Source organism: Streptomyces sp. NBC_00234 (assembly GCF_036195325.1).
In the GTDB taxonomy this organism is placed as follows: Bacteria; Actinomycetota; Actinomycetes; order Streptomycetales; family Streptomycetaceae; genus Streptomyces.
In genome coordinates this window covers 1741443-1764148 of record NZ_CP108101.1, presented here as the reverse complement: position 1 = coordinate 1764148, position 22706 = coordinate 1741443, and the positions used below count along the sequence as shown (strand labels likewise).

The 22706-nt window shown below is 71.2% G+C and carries 22 protein-coding genes; 18 read left to right on the top strand and 4 right to left on the bottom strand.

The features are described 5' to 3' along the window. Positions 1-274 precede the first annotated feature (274 nt). The 13 genes from OG230_RS07620 to OG230_RS07560 all read left to right on the top strand — a co-directional run bounded on the left by OG230_RS07620 (position 275) and on the right by OG230_RS07560 (position 14879). Entirely contained in the window at positions 275-1924 is a 1650-nt protein-coding gene (locus OG230_RS07620; RefSeq protein WP_328909365.1) for a CTP synthase, read from the top strand. A gap of 81 nt (positions 1925-2005) precedes the next feature. Next, complete coding sequence (locus tag OG230_RS07615) at positions 2006-2632, top strand: NUDIX hydrolase (RefSeq protein ID WP_328909364.1); 627 nt, start codon at positions 2006-2008, stop codon at positions 2630-2632. A gap of 182 nt (positions 2633-2814) precedes the next feature. Next, positions 2815-4911 carry a tetratricopeptide repeat protein gene (locus OG230_RS07610; RefSeq protein ID WP_328909363.1) on the top strand — a complete coding sequence of 699 codons (2097 nt, stop codon included), beginning with the start codon at positions 2815-2817 and terminating at the stop codon, positions 4909-4911. A gap of 142 nt (positions 4912-5053) precedes the next feature. Next, positions 5054-6169 carry an alanine dehydrogenase gene (gene ald / locus OG230_RS07605; protein WP_328911335.1) on the top strand — a complete coding sequence of 372 codons (1116 nt, stop codon included), beginning with the start codon at positions 5054-5056 and terminating at the stop codon, positions 6167-6169. Positions 6170-6538: 369 nt separating this feature from the next. After that, positions 6539-7657: a ParA family protein gene (locus OG230_RS07600; protein WP_185301645.1), complete on the top strand. Its 1119-nt coding sequence runs from the start codon at positions 6539-6541 to the stop codon at positions 7655-7657. Continuing rightward, on the top strand, positions 7654-8253 hold the full coding sequence (locus tag OG230_RS07595) for a hypothetical protein (RefSeq protein WP_328911334.1): 600 nt from the start codon (positions 7654-7656) through the stop codon (positions 8251-8253). The genes OG230_RS07600 and OG230_RS07595 overlap by 4 nt, the downstream gene beginning before the upstream one ends. Positions 8254-8358: 105 nt before the next feature. Further along, on the top strand, positions 8359-9498 hold the full coding sequence (locus OG230_RS07590) for a segregation and condensation protein A (RefSeq protein WP_328909362.1): 1140 nt from the start codon (positions 8359-8361) through the stop codon (positions 9496-9498). Then, positions 9495-10151, top strand: a complete 657-nt coding sequence (gene scpB / locus OG230_RS07585; RefSeq protein WP_328909361.1) for an SMC-Scp complex subunit ScpB — start codon at positions 9495-9497, stop codon at positions 10149-10151. The genes OG230_RS07590 and scpB overlap by 4 nt, the downstream gene beginning before the upstream one ends. Continuing rightward, a complete protein-coding gene (locus tag OG230_RS07580; protein ID WP_328909360.1) occupies positions 10151-11281 on the top strand; it encodes a pseudouridine synthase in 1131 nt (376 codons plus the stop codon). The genes scpB and OG230_RS07580 overlap by 1 nt, the downstream gene beginning before the upstream one ends. Before the next feature lie 121 nt (positions 11282-11402). Further along, positions 11403-12056, top strand: coding sequence for a nicotinamide riboside transporter PnuC (pnuC, locus tag OG230_RS07575; RefSeq protein WP_328909359.1), 654 nt, complete (start codon positions 11403-11405; stop codon positions 12054-12056). Next, complete coding sequence (locus OG230_RS07570) at positions 12053-13132, top strand: AAA family ATPase (RefSeq protein WP_328909358.1); 1080 nt, start codon at positions 12053-12055, stop codon at positions 13130-13132. The genes pnuC and OG230_RS07570 overlap by 4 nt, the downstream gene beginning before the upstream one ends. After that, positions 13129-13860 carry an NUDIX hydrolase gene (locus OG230_RS07565; protein WP_328909357.1) on the top strand — a complete coding sequence of 244 codons (732 nt, stop codon included), beginning with the start codon at positions 13129-13131 and terminating at the stop codon, positions 13858-13860. Before OG230_RS07570 ends, OG230_RS07565 begins: the two co-directional genes overlap by 4 nt. After that, positions 13857-14879, top strand: coding sequence for an ADP-ribosylglycohydrolase family protein (locus tag OG230_RS07560; RefSeq protein ID WP_328909356.1), 1023 nt, complete (start codon positions 13857-13859; stop codon positions 14877-14879). Before OG230_RS07565 ends, OG230_RS07560 begins: the two co-directional genes overlap by 4 nt. Positions 14880-15361: 482 nt before the next feature. Here OG230_RS07560 and OG230_RS07555 read toward each other — a convergent pair whose 3' ends face one another. Together OG230_RS07555 and OG230_RS07550 are read right to left on the bottom strand one after the other, a co-directional pair. Continuing rightward, on the bottom strand, positions 15362-16057 hold the full coding sequence (locus tag OG230_RS07555) for a nucleotidyltransferase domain-containing protein (RefSeq protein ID WP_328909355.1): 696 nt from the start codon (positions 16055-16057) through the stop codon (positions 15362-15364). Between the two features lie 43 nt (positions 16058-16100). Further along, the gene (locus tag OG230_RS07550) at positions 16101-16571 is read right to left on the bottom strand and encodes a Rieske (2Fe-2S) protein (protein WP_328909354.1); all 471 of its coding nucleotides are present in this window, start codon (positions 16569-16571) and stop codon (positions 16101-16103) included. A 209-nt stretch (positions 16572-16780) separates the two neighbouring features. On the opposite strand from OG230_RS07550, the gene aroH reads away from it, so the two are divergent. From aroH to der, 5 genes are all read left to right on the top strand, one after another. Further along, a complete protein-coding gene (aroH, locus tag OG230_RS07545; protein ID WP_328909353.1) occupies positions 16781-17143 on the top strand; it encodes a chorismate mutase in 363 nt (120 codons plus the stop codon). Beyond that, the gene (locus OG230_RS07540) at positions 17140-18225 is read left to right on the top strand and encodes a prephenate dehydrogenase (protein WP_328909352.1); all 1086 of its coding nucleotides are present in this window, start codon (positions 17140-17142) and stop codon (positions 18223-18225) included. The genes aroH and OG230_RS07540 overlap by 4 nt, the downstream gene beginning before the upstream one ends. Before the next feature lie 101 nt (positions 18226-18326). Continuing rightward, positions 18327-19034, top strand: coding sequence for a (d)CMP kinase (gene cmk, locus OG230_RS07535; protein WP_328909351.1), 708 nt, complete (start codon positions 18327-18329; stop codon positions 19032-19034). Further along, on the top strand, positions 19031-19687 hold the full coding sequence (locus OG230_RS07530) for a lysophospholipid acyltransferase family protein (protein WP_328909350.1): 657 nt from the start codon (positions 19031-19033) through the stop codon (positions 19685-19687). Before cmk ends, OG230_RS07530 begins: the two co-directional genes overlap by 4 nt. Positions 19688-19755: 68 nt before the next feature. Further along, positions 19756-21225, top strand: a complete 1470-nt coding sequence (gene der, locus OG230_RS07525) for a ribosome biogenesis GTPase Der (protein ID WP_328909349.1) — start codon at positions 19756-19758, stop codon at positions 21223-21225. Positions 21226-21312: 87 nt separating this feature from the next. Here the strand turns inward: der and OG230_RS07520 are convergent, their stop codons facing one another. Both OG230_RS07520 and OG230_RS07515 read right to left on the bottom strand, forming a co-directional pair. Further along, positions 21313-21609: a hypothetical protein gene (locus OG230_RS07520; RefSeq protein WP_328909348.1), complete on the bottom strand. Its 297-nt coding sequence runs from the start codon at positions 21607-21609 to the stop codon at positions 21313-21315. A 137-nt stretch (positions 21610-21746) separates the two neighbouring features. Next, the gene (locus OG230_RS07515; protein ID WP_328909347.1) at positions 21747-22529 is read right to left on the bottom strand and encodes a hypothetical protein; all 783 of its coding nucleotides are present in this window, start codon (positions 22527-22529) and stop codon (positions 21747-21749) included. Positions 22530-22706: the final 177 nt, after the last annotated feature.

Sequence of the window (22706 nt, the reverse complement as noted above, 5' to 3'; positions counted from 1 at the left end):
CGCAGATGGATGATCCGCGCGACGGTCTTGGCAACACCCCTGCGCCGAACGGGTGGGACGTGAAACGAGTGCGGTCATCCTGTGTGGCAGGTGTGAGGGAGTGTGGCCGGAAGCAGCCTCTCGCTGTCGCTGTTACCCTGGTAGCCCGTGGACCGGTGGTCGTTCCCGACAGTGGACGAGGCCCCCGAACCGCAGCGACGGCACCTCCGGATTCTCCGGTTCGGCAAAGCCGGCACGCACCTCACGATCGCGACCACGGGAGCCCCCTTTGGCTATGCAGCCCACATCCACGACGACCAAGCACATCTTCGTCACCGGGGGTGTCGCCTCCTCCCTCGGCAAGGGTCTGACTGCCTCCAGCCTGGGTGCCCTGCTCAAGGCGCGGGGCCTGCGGGTCACCATGCAGAAGCTCGACCCCTACCTCAACGTCGACCCGGGCACGATGAACCCCTTCCAGCACGGAGAGGTGTTCGTCACCAACGACGGCGCCGAGACCGACCTGGACATCGGCCACTACGAGCGCTTCCTCGACGTCGACCTCGACGGCTCGGCCAACGTCACGACCGGCCAGGTCTACTCGCAGGTCATCGCCAAGGAGCGGCGCGGTGAGTACCTCGGCGACACCGTCCAGGTCATCCCGCACATCACCAACGAGATCAAGCACCGCATCCGCCGCATGGCGACCGACGACGTCGACGTCGTCATCACCGAGGTCGGCGGCACGGTCGGCGACATCGAGTCGCTGCCGTTCCTGGAGACCGTCCGCCAGGTCCGCCACGAGGTCGGCCGGGACAACGTCTTCGTCGTCCACATCTCGCTGCTGCCCTACATCGGCCCGTCCGGCGAGCTGAAGACCAAGCCCACCCAGCACTCCGTCGCGGCCCTGCGCAACATCGGTATCCAGCCGGACGCCATCGTGCTGCGCGCCGACCGTGACGTCCCGACCGCCATCAAGCGCAAGATCTCGCTGATGTGCGACGTCGACGAGACCGCCGTGGTGGCCTGCCCGGACGCCCGTTCGATCTACGACATCCCCAAGGTGCTGCACACCGAGGGTCTGGACGCCTACGTCGTGCGCAAGCTCGACCTGCCGTTCCGCGATGTCGACTGGACCACGTGGGACGACCTGCTGGACCGCGTCCACAACCCCGACCACGAGGTCACCGTCGCGCTCGTCGGCAAGTACATCGACCTGCCCGACGCCTACCTCTCCGTCACCGAGGCCATCCGCGCCGGCGGTTTCGCGAACAGGGCCCGCGTCCAGGTCAAGTGGGTCGCGTCCGACGACTGCAAGACCCCGGCCGGTGCCGCGAAGCAGCTCGCCGACGTCGACGCGATCTGCGTCCCCGGCGGCTTCGGCGACCGCGGTGTCAACGGCAAGATCGGCGCGATCCAGTACGCCCGCGAGAACAAGGTGCCGCTGCTCGGCCTCTGCCTCGGCCTCCAGTGCATCGTGATCGAGGCGGCGCGCAACCTCGCCGAGATCCCCGACGCCAACTCCACCGAGTTCGACGCCGCCACCTCCCACCCCGTCATCTCGACGATGGAGGAGCAGCTGGCGTACGTCGAGGGCGCGGGCGACCTGGGCGGCACGATGCGCCTGGGCCTCTACCCGGCGAAGCTCGCCGAGGGCTCGGTCGTCCGTGAGGCGTACGCGGACCAGCCGTACGTGGAGGAGCGTCACCGCCACCGCTACGAGGTCAACAACACGTACCGCACCGAGCTGGAGAAGAAGGCCGGTCTGGTCTTCTCCGGTACCTCCCCGGACAACAAGCTCGTCGAGTTCGTCGAGTACCCGCGCGAGGTCCACCCCTACCTGGTCGCCACGCAGGCGCACCCGGAGCTCATGTCCCGCCCGACCCGCCCGCACCCGCTCTTCGCGGGCCTGGTGAAGGCGGCCGTGGAGCGCAAGACGGCCAAGTAGTACGCAGGAGATACGGTTGGCCGGGGTACGCGTCCGCAGGGATGCGTGCCCCGGTTTCCGTTTGTTCGTGGGAGGACGTACATGGGTTTCCAGGACACGCCCGAGGAGTGGCAGGTCACCGCGACCGTGACGCCCTTCACCGGCAAGAAGACCAGCATCAGGACCGACGACGTCGTCATGCCCGACGGCTCCGTCGCGAGCCGCGACTACCAGGTCCACCCCGGCTCCGTAGCCGTCCTCGCGCTCGACGAGGAGGGCCGGGTCCTCGTCCTGCGGCAGTACCGCCACCCCGTGCGGCACAAGCTCTGGGAGATCCCGGCCGGGCTTCTCGACATCCCCGGTGAGAACCCCCTGCACGCCGCCCAGCGCGAGCTGTACGAGGAGGCGCACGTCAAGGCCGAGGACTGGCGGGTGCTGACCGACGTCTACACCACCCCCGGCGGCTGCGACGAAGCGGTACGCGTCTTCCTGGCCCGGAACGTCTCCGAGGTGGTGGGCGAACGCTTCGAGGTCTCCGAGGAGGAGGCCGACATGGAGCTGGCGCGGGTGCCTCTCCAGGAGCTCGTACGAGGGGTTCTCGCCGGGGACCTGCACAACAACTGTCTGGTCGTGGGAGTCCTCGCGCTCACCGCTGTGCTCGCCGGCGACGGCGTGGACTCGCTGCGCCCGGCCGAAGCCCCCTGGCCGGCCCGGCCGTTCGAGGTCTGACGGTCCGTCCGCTTTGCCTGCCTCCGGACCACCCCCGGTCGGACGATCGTAAAAAACGCTGATCCGATCGGGGGAACCACCCGCCGCGCTCCACCGTGATCGTCCGCACCCCTGAACTACGCTCGGGAAGCCCCGACCGGAGTTCCGGCGGGCACCGCGTGCAGCGAAGTGGAGCGTGGCTCGTGACCGATCAGGCGGTGGACACCAGCGGCCCGGCCGGAGCAGCGGGGACCGAGGAGCCGTCCGGCGCCAACCCACCCCAATTCTTCGGGCGGGAACGCGAGTTGAAGGAGCTCCGGGCCGATATCGAGCGGGCGGGACTGGACACGCTCGCAGGGCGCGGGGGCGCCCGTGCCCGCGTGCTGCTGATCGCGGGCCGGCCCGGTTCGGGCCGCAGCGCACTGGCCGCCGAGCTCGCACGGCGGCTCGTGGGTTCCGCTTCCGTTCCGGGTTCCGGTCCGGCCCCTTCGGGCGACTATCCGGACGGTGTCCTGCGCGTCGGACTCACCGACCCCGGCGGCGACCGGGTGCCCACCGAACGCACGGCCCGCGAGATCCTGAACCTGGTCGGCGTGGCCGCCCCGGCCGGCGCCGACGAGGACGAGCTCTCCGAGATGGTCCGCGAGGCCCTCGCCGTACGCCGTGTCCTGCTCCTGCTCGACGACGCCGTGGACGCCGAACAGGTCGACCCGCTCCTGCCCGACAACCCGGACTGTCTGGTCGTCGCCACCGCGACGGGCCCGCTCACCGGAATCCCCGGAGTCCGCCCCTGCACCATCGGCGGACTGGACGCCGGCTCCGCCGTGCAGCTGCTCGGCCGGATCATCGGCCAGGTCCGCATCACCGTCGACCCGCGCACCGCCGAGACGCTCGCCGAGGAGTGCGGCGGGCAGCCGGCCGCACTGGTCCTGGCCGGCGGCTGGCTCGCCGCCCGTCCGATGGCTTCGGTGGCCGATGTCGCCAAGCAGCTGCACGAGCTGCCGGACGACGCGGAGCAGCCCACCGGCGCCCGGCCGCTGGCCCGTGCGTTCCGCCTGGTCTACGAGTCCCTGCCGCAGGCCGCCGCCCGGATACTGCGACTGCTCGCGCTCGCGCCAGCCGGACTCGCCGACGCCCACACCGCCTCCGCGCTGGCCGGCTGCTCCGTGTCGGCGGCGCAGTCGACCCTGGACGACTTCGTGGGCCTCGGCCTGCTGCGTACGAACGGTGCCGCGCTGCCGCAGTACGAGGTGCCCGGCTGCCTGGCCCCGATGCTGCGCGCCCTCCTGGAGGACCGGGACCGCCCGGCCGAGATCCAGCTGGCCAGGGCCCGGATGCTGGAGCGGACCGTGCGCCAGCTCCAGTCCTGCCGGGCGGTCACCGACCCGGAGGACTCCCCGTCCCAGCTGAAACTGGCCGGACTGCCCCGGTCCCTGCGGTTCCCCAACGCCGAGTCGGCCGCCGCCTGGCTGCGCATCCGGCAGCCCGCCCTGCTGGCCTCGGCCGCGGTCGCCGTCGAGGACGGTGACCTGGACACCCTGGCCAGGAGGCTGGTGGCCGCACTCGTACGGGCCCTGGCGGTGCACCGGGGGACCGAGGACGCGGCGCCGGAGCTGTACGGGCTGCACCGGCTGGTCCTCGATGTCGCCGAGCGCCGCGATCTCCCGCGGGAGAAGGCCGCCGCGCTGCTGAATCTCGCCGATCTGGACGCCAGGACCGGCCGTACGCAGGACGCGCTGACCCGCTACCGAGCCGCGCTGGACGCCGGACGGGAGGCGAAGGACCTGTACGCGACCGGCCGCGCGATGGAATCCGTAGGCGGTGCGTACGCCGAGCTCGGGGACTTCCAGCGGGCCTCCGACTGGTACGGCCGGGCGCTCGCTCAGCGGCTCACCCAGGGGGAGCGGGCCGACGAGGCGCGGCTGTACGGGCGCCTCGGCGCCGTCCACACCTATGCGGGGCGGTACGGCGAGGCGCTGCGGAACTGGCGCGCCGCCGCGGCCGGCCATCGCAGGCTCGGGGACCTGCCCGCCCAGGCGCGGGCGCTCAGCGAGGCGGCGCGGGTGCAGGAGTACGCGGGCCGCCCGCAGGAGTCGCTGCACACCTGCCGGGAAGCGGTGCAGCTGGCACGGCAGGCGCAGGACGTGCGGCTCCAGGCGGCGCTCCAGCTCCGGCTGGCCGACACCCTGGACCGGCTCGGAGACCCTGCGGCGGCCCGCCTGCACCGGGGTGCAGCCGACAGATTGCTGGGCGAGGAGGGTCCCGCCTACGAAATCCGTAGTGCTTCGGCTGAAAGTTAATGCTTTGTAAGGCTAGACAGCGCGAAGTCCTTCATTAAACTGGCTCTGCCGCGTGTCACTGCGGTGTCTCCATTTATGCTGGGTGTATCCGGGTATCCACCGCTATGCCCGGACCCCCTCCGAGCCAAGGACCGTGATCGACGTGAAGGTCGGCATCCCCCGCGAAGTCAAGAACAACGAGTTCCGGGTGGCGATCACCCCTGCCGGAGTGCATGAGCTCGCCCGCCATGGCCACCAGGTCCTGGTCGAGCAGAACGCCGGCGCCGGTTCGTCCATCACGGACGAGGAGTACGTCGCCGCCGGAGCGCAGATCCTGGCCACGGCCGACGAGGTCTGGGCCGCCGCCGACCTCCTGCTCAAGGTCAAGGAGCCGGTCGCCGAGGAGTACCACCGCCTCCGCAAGGGCCAGACGCTCTTCACCTACCTGCACCTCGCGGCCTCCCGCGAGTGCACCGACGCGCTGCTCGAGTCGGGCACCACGGCGATCGCGTACGAGACGGTCGAGACCGCCAACCGCGCGCTTCCGCTGCTCGCCCCGATGTCCGAGGTCGCGGGCCGGCTGGCTCCGCAGGTCGGCGCCTACCACCTGATGCGCTCGGTCGGCGGTCGCGGTGTGCTTCCGGGCGGCGTCCCGGGCACGGCCGCGGGCAAGGCCGTCGTCATCGGCGGTGGCGTCTCCGGATGGAACGCCACCCAGATCGCCGTGGGTCTCGGCTTCCACGTCACGCTGCTCGACCGCGACATCAACAAGCTCCGTGAGGCCGACAAGATCTTCGGCACCAAGGTGCAGACGGTCGTCTCCAACGCCTTCGAGCTGGAGAAGGCGGTCGTCGAGGCCGACCTCGTCATCGGCGCCGTTCTGATCCCCGGAGCGAAGGCCCCGAAGCTGGTCACCAACGAGCTCGTCGCCAAGATGAAGCCCGGAAGTGTACTTGTCGACATTGCAATCGATCAGGGCGGTTGCTTCGAGGACTCGCACCCGACGACGCACGCCGAGCCGACCTTCATGGTCCACAACTCGGTCTTCTACTGCGTCGCCAACATGCCGGGCGCGGTGCCGAACACCTCCACGTACGCGCTCACCAACGCCACGATGCCGTACATCGTCGAGCTCGCGAACCGTGGCTGGGCCGAGGCCCTGCGCCGCGACGCCGCACTCGCCAAGGGCCTCAACACCCATGACGGGCAGGTCGTTTACCGCGAGGTGGCCGAGGCGCACGGCCTCGACCACGTCGAGCTGAACTCGCTTCTCGGCTGACGGGTCAACACCTCTCGTCAACCTCACGCGTCCGGCCGGACCTTGCCGAGCAAGGTCCGGCCGGAGGCATGTCCGGGCCCGGTGAGGCGTTCGCTCAACTCGCCTCGAACGTAACCCTTTACCCGTTTCGTGCCCCCGCGAAATGTGCGGCTTGTTCTCCGTGCACCCTTGACAGAGGGGTGTTCGATTGCCGACACATCGGGCCGGGTCCGGCGGATTGTGTTGCTGCGGACCGGTGACACGCCATAGAGTCGCCAATCGTCGGCATGGTGCCACGCTGACCTATCGATAAGTTTCCTGGTCACGTCCAAGGAGGTAAGACGACTTGTGAATGAGTCGACATTTACTCCTGGGGGTGGTCAACCAGGGATGCCCGCACGGGGTCTGAGCCCGATCGGGCTCGAAGCTGTCGGCTCCGTCGCTGTCCGCACCTTCGCCACTCACCAGCACATGACGACAGCCCCCCAGATGATGGACGGCCTACACGTGAACGCCACGGCCGGCAACGAGAGTGGTCGCAAGTCCGACCACTTCGCCGACTTCGCCGAGGTGCCCGAGGGGCACTTCTACGACCCCGATGCCGAGTACGAGCCCGATCCGGAGTACGCGGCCACGCTCGCACCCGACGCCGCGCGCCAGCGCCGCGAGCGGATCGGTCCGACGGGCCGCCCGCTGCCGTACTTCCCGATCCCGGGCCCGCTGACCGACCACGGCCCCGCGAAGATCATCGCGATGTGCAACCAGAAGGGCGGCGTCGGCAAGACCACGTCGACCATCAACCTGGGTGCAGCGCTCGCGGAGTACGGACGGCGCGTCCTGCTCGTCGACTTCGACCCGCAGGGTGCCCTCTCCGTCGGTCTCGGGGTCAACCCGATGGAGCTCGACCTCACCGTCTACAACCTGCTCATGGAGCGGGGCATGTCGGCCGACGAGGTCCTGCTGAAGACCGCAGTGCCCAACATGGACCTGCTCCCGAGCAACATCGACCTCTCGGCCGCGGAAGTGCAGCTGGTCAGCGAGGTCGCCCGCGAGTCCACCCTGCAGCGCGCTCTCAAGCCGCTGATGGCCGACTACGACTACATCGTGATCGACTGTCAGCCCTCGCTGGGTCTGCTCACCGTGAACGCCCTGACGGCGGCTCACAAGGTGATAGTGCCGCTCGAGTGCGAGTTCTTCGCACTGCGAGGCGTGGCCCTGCTCACCGAGACCATCGAGAAGGTCCAGGAGCGGCTCAACCCGGAGCTGGAGCTCGACGGCATCCTCGCCACCATGTACGACTCCCGCACCGTGCACAGCCGTGAGGTGCTCGCGCGTGTCGTCGAGGCGTTCGACGAGCACGTCTACCACACGGTCATCGGACGCACGGTGCGCTTCCCGGAGACCACGGTCGCCGGCGAGCCCATCACCACGTACGCCTCCAACTCGGTCGGTGCCGCCGCCTACCGTCAGCTCGCCAGGGAGGTGCTCGCCCGGTGTCACGCCGAGTGAGTCTTCCGGGGGCCGACGAACTGTTCCGTACGACCGGGGGGATGGGCCTCCAGGCGTCGTCACCCGCGGAACGGCGACGCAAGGCGAACGGCGAGGCACGCGTGCCGGCGCCGGCCGGGGAGAGCGACTCCCGGACGGACGCGCCGGCACAGAGCGGGGGACCGGCAGGAGCGGGGAGCGGTTCGGCCGCCCCGTCCCGTGAGGAGCACTCGGCGGCCGACGCCGACGGGAGCGAGCCGCGCAGCCGCGGCGGCGAGACCGACCGTGCCGCGGCGGCGGGTGCGTCCGGCGCAGGGTCCCGGCCGTCGTCCGCGCAGGAACCCGTCCCCGCCGTCCAGCAACAGCGCAGGCGTGGTGGCGGACGTGGCGCGAACCGCAGGCCCAGCGGCCGGGAGCGCCACGACGAGAAGATCACGGTCTATGTGTCGGCCGAGGAACTGATGGACCTCGAACACGCCCGGCTGGTCCTGCGCGGCGAGCACGGGCTCGCGGTCGACCGCGGGCGCATCGTCCGCGAGGCCGTCGCGGTGGTCCTCGCCGACCTGGAGTCCCGGGGCGACGCGAGCATCCTCGTACGGCGACTGCGCGGCCGCTGACCGGAACGGCGCCGGTAGCCTGCCCGGGAGGGCCGCCGACCGGGTGGCCCGGCCCTCGGGTACGGGCCACCGCCCGCCCGCTCCCCGCCGCACCCCTGGACCGCGATGCCGACGACCGACGACGCCGCCCGCCCGCCCCGCCGTACCCTCGGCCGCGGGCCGGGCGCCCGGCCCGCACCGGCCCCGGCGCCTTCCGGGCCACCGGAGGAGCCCTGGGGGCCACCGGAGGAGGCTTCGGGGCCACCGGGGGAGGCCGGCGCCGCGTCACCCGTCCAGCCCCTTCCCGGGCCCGCTGACCCCGCTCCCGAGGCACCGGAACCCTCCACCGGGGCGGAGACTCCCGTCCCGGGCGAGACACCTGCCGAGGTCCCCGTACCCGAGGCGCCGCGCGAAACGGCTCCTGCCGGGACCGGCGAGGACGACGACAAGCGGTTCACCGTGCGGCTGGCGAACTTCGAGGGCCCCTTCGACCTCCTGCTCCAGCTGATCTCCAAGCACAAGCTCGATGTGACCGAGGTCGCCCTGTCCAAGGTCACCGACGAGTTCATGGCGTACATCCGCGCCATGGGACCGGACTGGGACCTCGACCAGACCACCGAGTTCCTCGTGGTCGCCGCGACGCTGCTGGACCTGAAGGCCGCCCGGCTGCTCCCCGCCGCCGAGGTGGAGGACGAGGCGGACCTCGCCCTCCTGGAGGCGCGGGACCTGCTCTTCGCGCGGCTGCTGCAGTACCGCGCGTACAAACAGATCGCCGAGATCTTCCGGACCAGGCTGGAGGCCGAGGCCCGCCGCTACCCCCGTACCGTCGGTCTCGAACCGCACCACGCGGAGCTGCTGCCCGAGGTCGTCATCAGCATCGGACCCGAGGGCTTCGCCAGGCTGGCCGTGAAGGCGATGCAGCCCAGGGCCGAGCCGCAGGTGTACATCGACCACATCCACGCACCGCTGGTCAGCGTGCGGGAGCAGGCCGAGATCGTGGTGGTGCGGCTGCGCGAGGCGGGCGAGCTGAACTTCCGGGCCCTCACCGAGGACGCACCGGACACCCTCACCGTCGTCGCCCGCTTCCTCGCGCTGCTGGAGCTGTACCGGGAGAAGGCCGTCACCCTCGACCAGGAGGAGGCGCTCGGCGAGCTCGTCGTGCGCTGGTCCGGCGGTGAGGACGCGGCTCCCACCGTGACGGACGAGTTCGACCAGGAGTTCAACGAGGCGCACGAGACGCACGCAGCAAAGGACGTAGAGGCATGAGCGAGCAGAGCCACGAGGAGGAGCGGGCGGCCACCGTCGCCGGCCTCGACCTCAAGCCCGCCCTGGAGGCGGTCCTCATGGTCGTCGACGAGCCCGCCACCGAGGAGCACCTCGCCAAGGTGCTCCAGCGCCCCCGCAGGGCCGTCGCGGACGCCCTGCGGGAACTGGCCGACGAGTACACCGTGCAGCGGCGTGGATTCGATCTGCGGCTCGTCGCGGGCGGCTGGCGTTTCTATACCCGCCCGGAGTACGCCGAGGCCGTCGAGGGCTTCGTCCTGGACGGCCAGCACGCCCGCCTCACGCAGGCGGCGCTGGAGACGCTCGCCGTCGTCGCCTACCGCCAGCCGGTGAGCCGGTCCAGGGTCTCCGCGGTGCGCGGAGTCAACTGCGACGGGGTGATGCGGACCCTCCTGCAGAGGGGCCTGGTGGCCGAGGCGGGCGCGGAACCCGAAACAGGTGCGATCCTGTACAGGACGACGAACTACTTTCTGGAGCGTATGGGCCTGCGAGGCCTGGACGAGCTCCCGGAGCTCGCGCCCTTCCTCCCGGAGGCGGACGCGATCGAGGCTGAGACGCTAGAGGGTGTGCCGTCGTTCGATCCGGACGCACCGGACACCCCGGATACTCACGCAGACGACAAGACGGAATTTTGATGCGAAGCAGTGGCAGGAACAGCGGAAGCGGCAGCGGCAGCGGCAAGAGCGGCGGCAACCGGGACAACCGGGGTGCCGGACGCGGCTCCCAGCCGAAGGCCGGTGGCGGGCGCGACGACAAGCAGGAGGAGCAGCGTCCCCGCAGGCCCCGTCCCGAGGAGCGCCGCTACGACGTGGGCAACGACAGGCCGGGCGGCGACGGCGGCACCCGCAAGGGGCGCGGCGAGGCGGCACGCGGCGGAGCCAAGGGCGGCCCGAGGGCCGCACAGCATGTGAGCAAGGGCGGACGCCGTGTGGGCGCCCCGTCCCGCCCGCGTGAGCTCGACGCCAAGATCGAGCAGCGCAACCGGGACCGTTACGCGGAGAAGCCCGAGATCCGCACGCCCAAGACGCACCCGGGTGCCGAGCAGGAGGGCGAGCGCCTGCAGAAGATCCTCGCCCGCGCCGGCATGGGTTCGCGCCGTGCGTGCGAGGAGCTCATCGAGCAGGCCAGGGTCGAGGTCAACGGCGAGATCGTCCTGGAGCAGGGCAGGCGCGTCGACCCGCAGAAGGACGAGATCAAGGTCGACGGCCTGACCGTCGCGACCCAGTCGCACCTGTTCTTCGCGCTGAACAAGCCGGCCGGAGTCGTCTCCACCATGGGTGACCCGGACGGCCGCCAGAACCTCGGTGACTACGTCAACAACCGCGAGACGCGGCTGTTCCACGTCGGCCGGCTCGACACCGAGACCGAGGGCATCATCCTGCTCACCAACCACGGCGAGCTGGCCCACCGTCTGACGCACCCCAAGTACGGCGTGAAGAAGACCTACCTGGCCGCCATCCAGGGCCCGCTTCCCCGCGACCTCGGCAAGCGGCTCAAGGACGGCATCCAGCTGGAGGACGGGTACGCCCGTGCCGACCACTTCCGGGTCGTCGAGAACACCGGAAAGAACTACCTGGTCGAGGTGACCCTCCACGAGGGCCGCAAGCACATCGTCCGCCGGATGCTGGCCGAGGCCGGCTACCCGGTCGAGCGGCTCGTGCGCACGTCCTTCGGGCCGATCCCGCTGGGCGACCAGAAGTCCGGCTGGCTGCGTCGGCTCACCAACACCGAGGTGGGCATGCTGATGCGCGAGGTCGGTCTGTAACCGCACCCCCTCGAAGGGCCCGCGTCCGGCTCCTGTTCCTTTTCGAACAGGAAATCGGCCGCGGGCCTTTTGCTGTCGCCGTTCCGCCTTTATAGTCAGAGTGACCATTAAGGAGGCGGGCGTGAGTCTCGCAGATGTTCTCGATCCCCTGCAGCAACCCCTGGTGACGTTCCTCGGTACGCCGGTCAGCTGGACCGAGGTCCTGGGCTTCGGCAGTGGAGCGCTCTGCGTCTGGCTCGTGGCTCGCCAGCACCTCGCCAACTGGCCGATCGGGATCGCCAACAACCTGTTCTTCATCCTGCTGTTCACCCAGGCCGGCCTGTACGCCGACGCCGGCCTCCAGATCGTCTTCATCGCCCTCGCCGCGTACGGCTGGTGGACCTGGACCCACGGGGGTGGACCCGGTACGTCCGTCCTTCCGGTGCGCGGCACCACCCGCACCGAATGGGCCTGGCTGCTCACGGCGGGGGCGGTGGGGACACTCGCCCTGACCGTTCTGCTCTCCCGCGTCACCGACTCGACGGTGCCGTTCTGGGACGCGCTGACGACATCGCTCTCGCTCATGGCGACGTACGGACAGTGCCGGAAGCGGGTCGAGTCCTGGTGGCTGTGGATCGCCGCCGACGTGGTCTACATCCCGCTGTACGCGTACAAGGAGCTCTACCTCACCTCGCTCCTGTATGTGGGCTTCCTCACGCTCTGCCTGATCGGTCTGCGCAGCTGGAGCCGCGAACTGACGCCTGCACAGCGCCGTCTGACGGGGGTTCCGGCATGAAGGGCTACGAACACGGCCTGGTGCTCGGCAAGTTCTACCCGCCCCACGCCGGCCACCACCACCTCGTCCGCACCGCCCAGGACCGCTGCGAACGGCTGACCGTCCTGGTCTGTGCCGCCTCGGTGGAGTCCGTCCCCCTCGCCGACCGGGTCGCCTGGATGCGGGAGGTGCACCCCGAGGTGACCGTGGTGGGAGCCGTCGACGACACCCACATGGACCTCAACGACCCGGCCGTCTGGGACGCCCACATGGCCGTGTTCACCGAAGCCGTCCCGGAACGGGTCGACGCCGTCTTCACCTCGGAGTCGTACGGGGACGAGCTGGCCCGCCGCTTCGGCGCCGAGTCCGTCTCTGTCGACCCCGAGCGCACCGTGTTCCCGGTCTCCGGCACGGCGGTCCGCAAGGACCCGGCCGGCTGCTGGGACTACCTCGAACCGCCCGTACGGGCCGCGCTCGCCCGCCGGATCGTCGTCCTCGGTGCCGAATCCACCGGCACCACGACCATGGCGCGCGCCCTCGCCGAGCACTACCGCCGACGCGGGGGAGTCTGGGCGCGGACCGGCTGTGTCGACGAGTACGGACGGGAGTTCAGCGAACAGAAGCTGGCCGCCCTGCGCCGTCTGGAGCCGGGCGCGCAGTGGGAGGACGTCGTCTTCACCACGGACGACTTCCCGTTGATCGCCCGAACCCAGAACGACCGGGAGGACGCGGCAGCCGGAACCGGCTCCCCGGTCCTCTTCTGCGACACGGATTCCTTCGCCACCACCGTCTGGCACGAGCGGTACGTCGGCGGACGCAACCCGCTCGTCGAGCGGACCGCCGACCTGGTCACCCACCACCTCTGGCTGCTCACCGACCACGAGGGGGTCGCCTTCGAGGACGACGGCCTGCGCGACGGCGAGGAACTGCGCCCCTGGATGACGGACCGGTTCCGCGCCGAACTCACCCGGACCGGACGCGAGTTCATCGAACTCACCGGCTCCCATTCCGAACGTCTCAAGACGGCGGTCGCCGCCGTGGACGCCCTGCTCGCCACGGGCTGGGACTTCGCCGCACCGCTCCCGGAGCATCGATGAGCACCGCCCCCGAGGGCTACGACCCCCATGCGTTCGTCCCCTTCGCGGTCACCGTCGACCTCGCCGTCTTCACGGTCCGCGAGGCGCGGCTCCACGTCCTGCTCGTGGAACGCGGCGGCGAGCCGTACAAGGGCGCCTGGGCCCTGCCCGGCGGCTTCGTCCTGCCGAGGGAATCCGCGGAGCAGGCCGCCCGCCGCGAACTCGCCGAGGAGACCGGCCTCGCCCAGGACACCGTCGGCGGGCTCCACCTCGAACAGCTCCGCACGTACACCGAACCGGACCGCGACCCCAGGATGCGCGTCGTCTCCGTCGCGTACGCCGCGCTCCTGCCCGACCTGCCCGAACCGCGCGGCGGCGGGGACGCGGTCAGCGCCCAGTGGTGGGACGCGCGGGACGTGGACGGCCTCGCGTTCGACCACGAGCGCATCCTCGCCGACGCGTACGACCGGATCGGCTCCAAGCTCGAATACACCTGCCTGGCCACCGCCTTCTGCCCCGCCGAGTTCACGCTCGGCGAGCTCCGGCAGGTCTACGAGACGGTCTGGGGCGTCGAGCTCGACCGCCCCAACTTCCGGCGCAAGGTCCTTGCCACACCCGGCTTCGTCGAGGCCGTGGAGGGACCGCCGCGCCGCACCGGCGGACGGGGGAAACCGGCCGCGCTGTACCGGGCGGGTACCGCTGCCGCCCTGCACCCTCCACTCCTGCGCCCGGAAGGACGAACCGAATGATCGTGACGAGGACGATGACCAAACAGGCCGCCACGGGGGCCCTGACGGGGCTCGCGCTCGGCGACGCGCTGGGCTTCCCGACCGAGTTCAACGATGTGCCGTCCATCCTCGCGAAGTGCGGGCCGTGGCGGCAGATGGCGCTTCCGAAGCCGGCGTTCGTCACCGACGACACTCAGATGACGCTCGCCCTCGGACGGGCGATCCGTACCGCGATGGACAGCGGGCCGCTGACCCCCCGGGGACTGACCGGGCCGACGCGTGAGGAGTTCGTCAGCTGGTACCACGACCCGGACAACAACCGGGCCCCCGGCAACACCTGCCTCCAGGCGTGCCGCCTGCTCGACAGCGACCGGCCCTGGCAGGAGGCGAGCCAGACCCGCTCCAAGGGCTGCGGAGCGAACATGCGCGTCGCGCCGGTGGGCCTCGTACCGGGGCTCAGCGAGGAGCAGCGCGCCGGCGCCGCCCAGCTCCAGGCCGCGCTGACCCACGGCCACCCCACGGCGCTGGCCGCCTCCGACCTGATGGCCCGCGCGGTGTTCCTGCTGGCCCAGGGTGCGGAACCGCTGGGCCTCGTCGGGCAGCTGCGCAGCTACGCGTACGAGAACAGTGGCCGCTATCTGACGCGCTGGCTGGGCGACCTGTGGCGGTACGCGGGCGACGCCTCGCCCGAGGCGTACATCGGGCGCGGCTGGGACGAGTGCCTGACCGCTCTGGCGAAGGTCCAGGACGCCTTGCGCGATCCGTCGCCCGAGACGGACCCGTGCGAGACGACCGGCGACGGGTGGATCGCGGAGGAGGCCCTCGCCACGGCCCTGCACTGCTTCCTGCTCTTCCCCGAGGAACCGCTGACAGCCCTGCGCAGGGCGGCCTGCACGCGGGGTGACTCCGACTCGCTGGCCTGTCTGACGGGGGCGTTGTCGGGGGCGCACCTGGGGGCGGGGGTGTGGCCGAAGGAGTGGTCGGAGAGGATCGAGTACCGCAGCGATCTGCTGTCGCTGGGGGCGCTCTGGGACGCGTGATCCTTTGCGGCGTCTTCGGCTCGGGTCTTTGTCCTCAAGCGCCGGACGGGCTGGGTGGTGGTGCCGCGGTCCGTGGTGCCGGTTCGGGGTGGTCCGGGGCCCCTCCGGAGTGTCTCCTCGGGCAACGAACGTTCGGCGGGAACGGATGCGTACCCGGGTATCTGTTCGTCACCCTGCGGGGACCCTCCTGCACGGCCCCGGACCTGCCGGTGGGTCGCTGCGGGCCGTGCCACCGGGCGAGCCGAGACGGGATCGGTGCCGGAGGGTCCCTGCGGGCCGTGCCACCGGGGTGCAGGTGAACGCGATACGCGGGTGGGGCCGTGCAGGAGGGTCCCCGCAGGGGCGGGCGTAGGAGCCGGGTTCGTTCGCTCCGTACCCGGGTGCCGCGCCCGTCCCGAGGAGACACTCCGGAGGGGCTCCGCCCGACCCACCACCGGGCAGATGGACGACCCGGGCACCCGCCCCGCCCGACCCACCACCGCTCAGGCGGAGGACGCCGACGCGCGGCGGGTCCGGATCAGGAAGTCCTCCACCCGGGCCCGGTCCGGGGTGGGTGGCAGGGGCGTGGTGAGTGCCGCCTCGGCGTTCTCCTCGGCCAGGCGGCACATCCGGCGCTCCACCTCGGCCCACGCGACCTCGCCCCGCCGGACCGCGAGCAGCTCGTCACGGGCCTCGCCGACCTCGATCGTCAGCCGGCCCGTACGCAGCAGGTCCCGGCTGCTCGTCAGCAGGCGCAGCAGGTGCATGGCGTGCTTCCAGCGGGGTGCCCCGTACAGCCGTACGTCGGCGTCCAGCTTTCGGCGCTGACCCAGGGCGTAACCGGCGAAACTCTGGTGCGCGAGCCGGGACAGGAAGGCCCCGCGCAGGTCGAGGAGCTCCCGGCCGGTGGCGTCGATCCGTTCCACGAGCGGTGAGTGCAGGCACTCCAGCACATTGGGATTGGCTCGTAGCGCGAGCTCGCAGAAGCGTTCGAGCTCCCAGGAGAACTGCTCGTCCGACGGCCCGTCGACATGGGTCGGCGGCTTCTCGAAGCGCCAGAACAGCGGGGTGGGGGCCACGAAGACACCCCGCCGGTCCGTGTCGCTGCCGGTCGTCGCGAGTCCGAAGGCGCGGGACCCCATGACACACGAGTAGATCGTGTGGTCGCGGACGAGAACCTCGGCTTCGGGGGTGATCATGCCCGAGAGGGTACGTGCGACGGGGGCGGCAGGCGCCAGCGATTTACGTGAGCCGGATGCTCTCTCCGGAGACGGTGATCTGCTCGGCGGGCAGCGGACGCGGCGCGGGTCCCGCCTCGACGGCGGCGTTCACGATGCTGTACTTGCTGCCGTGGCACGGGCAGTTGATCGTGCCGTCGGCGACCGTCGAGACCGTGCACCCGGCATGCGTACAGATCGCGGAGAACGCCTTGAACTCGCCGGCCTCCGGCTGGGTCACCACCACCTTCTGCTCCTTGAAGATCGTGCCGCCGCCGACCGGGATGTCGGAGGTCTTGGCGAGCTCCTCGCCCCCGGGGGCCGGCGTCCCGGACGCCGAGGCGCTCGGTGTCGTGGCGGGGCCGCTCTCCGAGGCCGTGGCGGACGGGGTGCCGCTCTCCTCGCCGCCGCCGTCCCCGGACGATCCGCAGCCCGTCACCAGTGCCGCCGCGCCCGCCGCTCCCGCGGTCAGGACTGTCCTTCGCCGTGCGTTCATGTCTCTCCTCGTGTGGGGACTCCCTGTGGCGACGATCGTGGTGCCACCGACCGGAATGGCGAAGCAACCTGGCGGGTGTGTCCTCCCGCACGATCCGGCCACCGCCCCGTCTCACGGACAGAGCAGCGTGACCACCTGCCCCGCCGCCCCTCTACGCTGAAATGCACAGGCGTACATCAGTGCGCCGGAGAAGAAGCGAGGGGTATGACGTGGCGGTACGAGCGGTCCGCGGAGCCGTCCAGCTGGAACTGGACGAGGCCGGACACATGGACGAGCGGGTCGGCGCCCTGCTCACCGCCATCCTGGAGCGCAACAGCCTCGTCCCGGACGACCTGATCAGCGTCTGGTTCACCGCCACCCCGGATCTGCACAGCGACTTCCCGGCTGCCGCGGCCCGCAGCCTCGGAATCGTCGACGTACCGCTGATCTGCGCGCAGGAGCTCGACATCGACGGGGCCATGCCCCGCGTGGTCCGTATCCTCGCCCATGTGGAGACCGGTCTCTCCAAGGCCGGCATCAGCCACGTCTACCTCGGCGCCACCGGCGCCCTCCGCAAGGACATCGCCCAGTGAGAACAGCCGTCGTCATCGGTACCGGCCTCGTCGGCACATCCGCAGCGCTCGCCCTCGCCGGGCGCGGCGTCCACGTCCACCTCGTCGACCAGGACCCGTCGTCGGCCCGCACCGCGGCGTCGCTCGGCGCCGGTACCGACGAGGCCCCGGAGGGCCGCGTGGACCTGGCGATCATCGCCGTGCCGCCCGCCCACACCGCCTCCGTGCTGGCCACCGCGATGCGCGAGGGCGTGGCCCGCGGCTACCTCGACGTCGCGAGCGTCAAGGGCGGCCCGCGCCGCGAACTGGAAGCACTCGGCGTCGACCTCACGCCGTACATCGGTACGCACCCCATGGCCGGCAAGGAGCGCTCGGGCCCTCTCGCGGCCACCGGGGACCTGTTCGAGGGCCGCCCGTGGGTCCTCACCCCGACCAGGGACACCGACACCGAGGTGCTCAACCTGGCCCTGGAGCTGGTCGCGCTCTGCCGCGCCGTGCCGGTCGTCATGGACGCGGACGCCCACGACCGGGCCGTCGCCCTGGTCTCCCACACCCCGCAGCTGATCTCGTCCATGGTCGCCGCCCGCCTGGAGGAGGCCGACGAGACGGCCGTACGCCTCTGCGGGCAGGGGATCAGGGACGTGACCAGGATCGCGGCCTCCGACCCCCGGATGTGGGTGGAGATCCTCTCCGCCAACCCGGGCCCGGTCGCCGACGTGCTGGCCGGGGTCGCCGACGACCTGGGCGAGACGGTCCGGGCCCTGCGCGGTCTCCAGTCCGGTGACGAGGACAAGCGCCGGGCGGGCACCGAAGGCATCGAGGACGTGCTGCGCCGCGGCAACGCGGGCCGGGTCCGGGTGCCGGGCAAGCACGGGGCGGCCCCCGCCTCGTACGAGATCGTGGCCGTCCTCATCAGTGACCGGCCGGGCGAACTGGCCGGGATCTTCGCCGACGCCGGACGGGCCGGGGTCAATATCGAGGACGTCCGCATCGAGCACGCCACCGGCCAGCAGGCGGGCCTGGTACAGCTGATGGTCGAACCGGGTGCGGCCCCGGCGCTCGGCGCGGCGCTGAAGGACAGGGGCTGGTCGGTACGGCAGTGAGCGGCCGGGGCAGCACGGGGTACAAGGGCCCGCCCGGCACTCGGTAACCTTGGGGGAGGCCGCCTGGATGGCGGAGTCCGCCCACCCCGTGTACCAGGAAGGTGTCCACCACCGTGGAAACCGCAGCAGCCGCCGCCCCGACCGCGGTGATCGTCGCCATCGACGGGCCCTCCGGCACCGGCAAGTCGAGCACGTCCAAGGCCGTCGCCGCCCAGCTCGGGCTCAGCTACCTGGACACCGGCGCCCAGTACCGGGCGATCACCTGGTGGATGCTGAACAACGGCATCGACGTACGGGACGCGGCGGAGGTCGCGACGGCCGCCGACAAGCCGGTCATCGTCTCCGGCACCGACCCGGCCGCGCCCACGATCACCGTCGACGGCGAGGACGCCGCGGGCCCGATCCGTACCCAGGAGGTCACCTCCAAGGTCAGCGCCGTCAGCGCGGTCCCCGAGGTGCGCAGCCGGATCACCGAGCTGCAGCGGACGATCGCCGCGGAAGCGGAGCGGGGCATCGTGGTCGAGGGCCGTGACATCGGCACCACCGTCCTGCCGGACGCCGACCTCAAGATCTTCCTGACCGCCTCGCCCGAGGCGCGCGCCGCCCGCCGCAGCGGCGAGGTGAAGGGCTCGGATCTCGCCGCCACCAAGGAGGCGCTGATCAAGCGCGACGCGGCCGACTCCGGCCGCAAGACCTCGCCGCTGGCCAAGGCGGACGACGCGTGCGAGGTGGACACCACCGAGCTGACCCTTCAGCAGGTCATCGAGTGCGTCGTCACCCTCGTCGAGGAGAAGCGGGCCGCGAAGTGACCGAAGCCACGGGGGCGCCCACACTGCGTGGAGCGGCCGTCGGGCGAGGGATCGGCATCGGGCTGATGTACGGGCTGTTCAAGCCCCGTGTACTCGGCGCGTGGCGGGTCCCCGCCGCCGGACCCGTCATACTCGCGGTGAACCATGCTCACAACATCGACGGACCGATGCTGATGGGCACCGCGCCCCGGCCCGTCCACTTCCTGATCAAGAAGGAGGCGTTCGTCGGCCCGCTCGACCCGTTCCTGCGCGGAATCGGTCAGCTGAAAGTGGACCGTGCGACCGTCGACCGCACCGCCATCACCCACGCGCTCGGCGTGCTGGAGAACGGCGGGGTTCTCGGGATCTTCCCCGAGGGAACGAGGGGCGAGGGCGACTTCGCCTCCCTGCGCGCCGGGCTCGCGTACTTCGCGGTACGCGGCGGGGCGCCGATCGTCCCGGTGGCCGTTCTGGGAAGCACGGAGCGCCGGGGACGGTTGATATCGGCCTTGCCTCCGCTGCGCAGCCGGGTCGATGTCGTCTTCGGCGACGCCTTCCAGGCGGGTGACGGCAGCGGACGCCGGACCCGTAAGGCGCTCGACGAGGCGACCGTACGGATCCAGGGCCGGCTGACCGCGCACCTGGAAAACGCCAGGCGCCTCACCGGGCGCTAGGTAAGACTTGAGTAGTGGGCCGCGCCGACTGCGGCCCATCGATGATGATGCAAAGAGGAACGGACTTCATGAACGACCAGATTCACTCCGACGGCTCGGACCACGAGCACGGAGCACTTGGCGATGCCGAGTACGCGGAGTTCATGGAGCTTGCCGCGCAGGAGGGCTTCGACCCCGAGGAGGTCGAGGGCGCGATCGGTGAGGCCGGTCACGGACCGCTTCCCGTCCTCGCCGTCGTCGGCCGCCCGAACGTCGGCAAGTCGACCCTGGTGAACCGCATCCTCGGCCGCCGCGAGGCCGTCGTGCAGGACAAGCCGGGTGTCACCCGTGACCGCGTCACCTACGAGGCCGAATGGGCCGGACGCCGTTTCAAGCTCGTCGACACCGGCGGCTGGGAGCAGGACGTGCTGGGGCTCGACGCCGCCGTCGCCGCCCAGGCCGAGTACGCGATCTCGACGGCCGACGCCGTCGTCTTCGTCGTCGACGCGACGGTCGGAGCGACCGACACCGACGAGGCCGTCGTCCGGCTGCTGCGCAAGGCCAAGAAGCCCGTCGTGCTGTGCGCCAACAAGGTCGACGGACAGAGCGGCGAGGCGGACGCCACCGCGCTCTGGTCCCTCGGTCTCGGCCAGCCGCACCCGGTCTCCTCGCTGCACGGCCGCGGCACCGGCGACATGCTCGACGCCGTGCTTGAGGCGCTTCCCGAGGCCCCCGCGCAGACCTTCGGCACCGCCCTCGGCGGCCCGCGCCGCATCGCGCTGATCGGCCGCCCGAACGTCGGCAAGTCCTCGCTCCTGAACAAGGTCGCCAACGAGGAACGTGTCGTGGTCAACGCCCTGGCGGGGACCACTCGTGACCCGGTCGACGAGCTGATCGAGCTCGGCGGCATCACCTGGAAGTTCATCGACACGGCCGGTATCCGCCGCAAGGTGCACCTCCAGGAGGGCGCGGACTACTACGCCTCGCTGCGTACCGCGGCGGCCGTGGAGAAGGCCGAGGTCGCCGTCATCCTGATCGACGCGAGCGAGTCCATCAGCGTCCAGGACCAGCGGATCGTCACCATGGCCGTGGAGGCGGGCCGCGCGATCGTGCTCGCCTTCAACAAGTGGGACACCCTCGACGAGGAGCGCCGCTACTACCTGGAGCGGGACATCGAGACCGAGCTCGCCCAGGTCGCCTGGGCTCCTCGCGTCAATGTCTCGGCCGTCACCGGCCGCCACATGGAGCGTCTGGTTCCGGCGATCGAGACCGCCATCGCCGGCTGGGAGACCCGCATTCCCACCGGCCGGCTGAACGCCTTCCTCGGTGAGATCGTCGCCTCGCACCCGCACCCGGTCCGCGGCGGCAAGCAGCCCCGCATCCTGTTCGGCACGCAGGCGGGCGTCAAGCCGCCGCGGTTCGTTCTCTTCGCCTCCGGCTTCCTGGAGCACGGCTACCGTCGCTTCGTCGAGCGCCGGCTGCGTGAGGAGTTCGGCTTCGAGGGCACCCCGATCCACATCTCGGTCCGGGTCCGCGAGAAGCGCGGCCGCAAGAAGTGACCTCCTAGGGCCTGTCGTCCCAGGGCGCGTACGACGAAGCCCCGGACCTCTCGCGGAAGGCGAGTGGGCCGGGGCTTCGTCGTACCGTCAGTGCTCCCGTGAGCCCGGTGGGAGGGCGGCGGGCTGGGCCCGCCCCGCGTGGCGGCCGACCCGCTGCCAGGAACCGAGGTTCCCGGTGTGCGTGGTCTGCCCGCCGGTGGCCGGCTGGCCGCTCAGCGGCGGCCTGCTGCCGAACAGCCCGGTGCCGAAGCCCGGGAAGCCGAGATTCTCCTCGCCGCTCCGGTCACCCGGAAGGGCCCGGAACGATCGCCGGTACTCGGAGTACAGCGCGTCGTAGATCGGGGTCGGCGACTTGCCGCCCGATGGGTCCTGCGACGGACGCATGGCAGGAATCTGACTCTGGTGCTGGCGGGAGGGGTCGTATGAGTGCACGTATGTGCCAACGACCTCGCCGTCCGTCGGATGCGGGCCCGGCGGAGAAATCGCTGTTCGGCGGGGGTACGAAGGACGTACCGGCACGGTCAGGTACCGGCCAGCGGCATCGCGGCGGACACCAGGAGTCCGTTGACGGCGGCCTTCTCCAGGGCGTCCCGGAGCAGATCCTCGCGGGGCTGCTGGCCGATCGAACCGGCCGGGGCGGCGAAGACCAGCACGGTCTGCGCCTTGTTGGCCGCGGCCCGCCAGCCCTCGGTGACCTGGAGCGGCTGGTGGGCCTGCCACCAGGCGACGGGGGTGCCACCGCCGGAGCCCGGCTGCAGCACGGCGTGCAGCTGCCCCATGGCGAGGAGCACGGACCAGCCCGGGAGCACGCCCGGCAGCCTGCTCACGTCGGGGGTGGGCTGGAAGCCCTGCTCCAGCAGCAGCTGGAGGAACTCGTCGCCCCCGCTGCCGTCGGTGCCGGGCCGGGCGATGGGGCCGGTCGGCTCGACCACCAGGGCCGGTCGGAGGTCGTCCTCGATCAGGACGAGACCGCTGGTGATGCCGAGGACAGCCTGTTCGGGCATGAGACCCTCCGGGTTCTGTGGCTCGCTGCCGGTGATGGATCGCACCGCCCCCTGGAGCTGGTCCTCCGCGACCTGGACGACCTGCGAGGGGATGCAGGTCGCATGGGCGAACGCGAGCACCGCGGTCTCCTCGCCGACGAACAGCACCGTGCTGGTGCGTTCCTGCTCGGAGTCGCCGGGGGTGCGGCAGGAAGTGCAGTCGTAATTGCCTGGGGCGCTGTCGCCGACGAGCAGCCGGTCGGCTTCGGCATCGCCGATCTCGGCGCGTACGTCCTCGCTGACGTCGAGCATGCGCGGCACGGGTGGCTCCTCGAACTCGGTGCGTGGGCCGGGCTGTTCCCGGCTCATGAAAGGACAACGGACGATCCACGGCCTGGGTCACGCGCGAAGGGGCACCGAAGTGCGGGAGTCTGCTCCCGGGCCGGGTCCGCCTATCCGGAAATCGGGTAGTGACCCGCGTCCGGAGCGCGGGGCCGC

Bases quoted from the DNA above. Each gene is read 5' to 3' on its own strand.
- OG230_RS07620 (WP_328909365.1), top strand. From the start codon at position 275: ATGCAGCCCACATCCACGACGACCAAGCACATCTTCGTCACCGGGGGT.
- OG230_RS07615 (WP_328909364.1), top strand. From the start codon at position 2,006: ATGGGTTTCCAGGACACGCCCGAGGAGTGGCAGGTCACCGCGACCGTG.
- OG230_RS07600 (WP_185301645.1), top strand. From the start codon at position 6,539: ATGCCCGCACGGGGTCTGAGCCCGATCGGGCTCGAAGCTGTCGGCTCC.
- OG230_RS07590 (WP_328909362.1), top strand. From the start codon at position 8,359: ATGCCGACGACCGACGACGCCGCCCGCCCGCCCCGCCGTACCCTCGGC.
- scpB (WP_328909361.1), top strand. From the start codon at position 9,495: ATGAGCGAGCAGAGCCACGAGGAGGAGCGGGCGGCCACCGTCGCCGGC.
- OG230_RS07580 (WP_328909360.1), top strand. From the start codon at position 10,151: ATGCGAAGCAGTGGCAGGAACAGCGGAAGCGGCAGCGGCAGCGGCAAG.
- OG230_RS07570 (WP_328909358.1), top strand. From the start codon at position 12,053: ATGAAGGGCTACGAACACGGCCTGGTGCTCGGCAAGTTCTACCCGCCC.
- OG230_RS07565 (WP_328909357.1), top strand. From the start codon at position 13,129: ATGAGCACCGCCCCCGAGGGCTACGACCCCCATGCGTTCGTCCCCTTC.
- OG230_RS07560 (WP_328909356.1), top strand. From the start codon at position 13,857: ATGATCGTGACGAGGACGATGACCAAACAGGCCGCCACGGGGGCCCTG.
- OG230_RS07555 (WP_328909355.1), bottom strand. From the start codon at position 16,057: ATGATCACCCCCGAAGCCGAGGTTCTCGTCCGCGACCACACGATCTAC.
- OG230_RS07550 (WP_328909354.1), bottom strand. From the start codon at position 16,571: ATGAACGCACGGCGAAGGACAGTCCTGACCGCGGGAGCGGCGGGCGCG.
- der (WP_328909349.1), top strand. From the start codon at position 19,756: ATGAACGACCAGATTCACTCCGACGGCTCGGACCACGAGCACGGAGCA.
- OG230_RS07520 (WP_328909348.1), bottom strand. From the start codon at position 21,609: ATGCGTCCGTCGCAGGACCCATCGGGCGGCAAGTCGCCGACCCCGATC.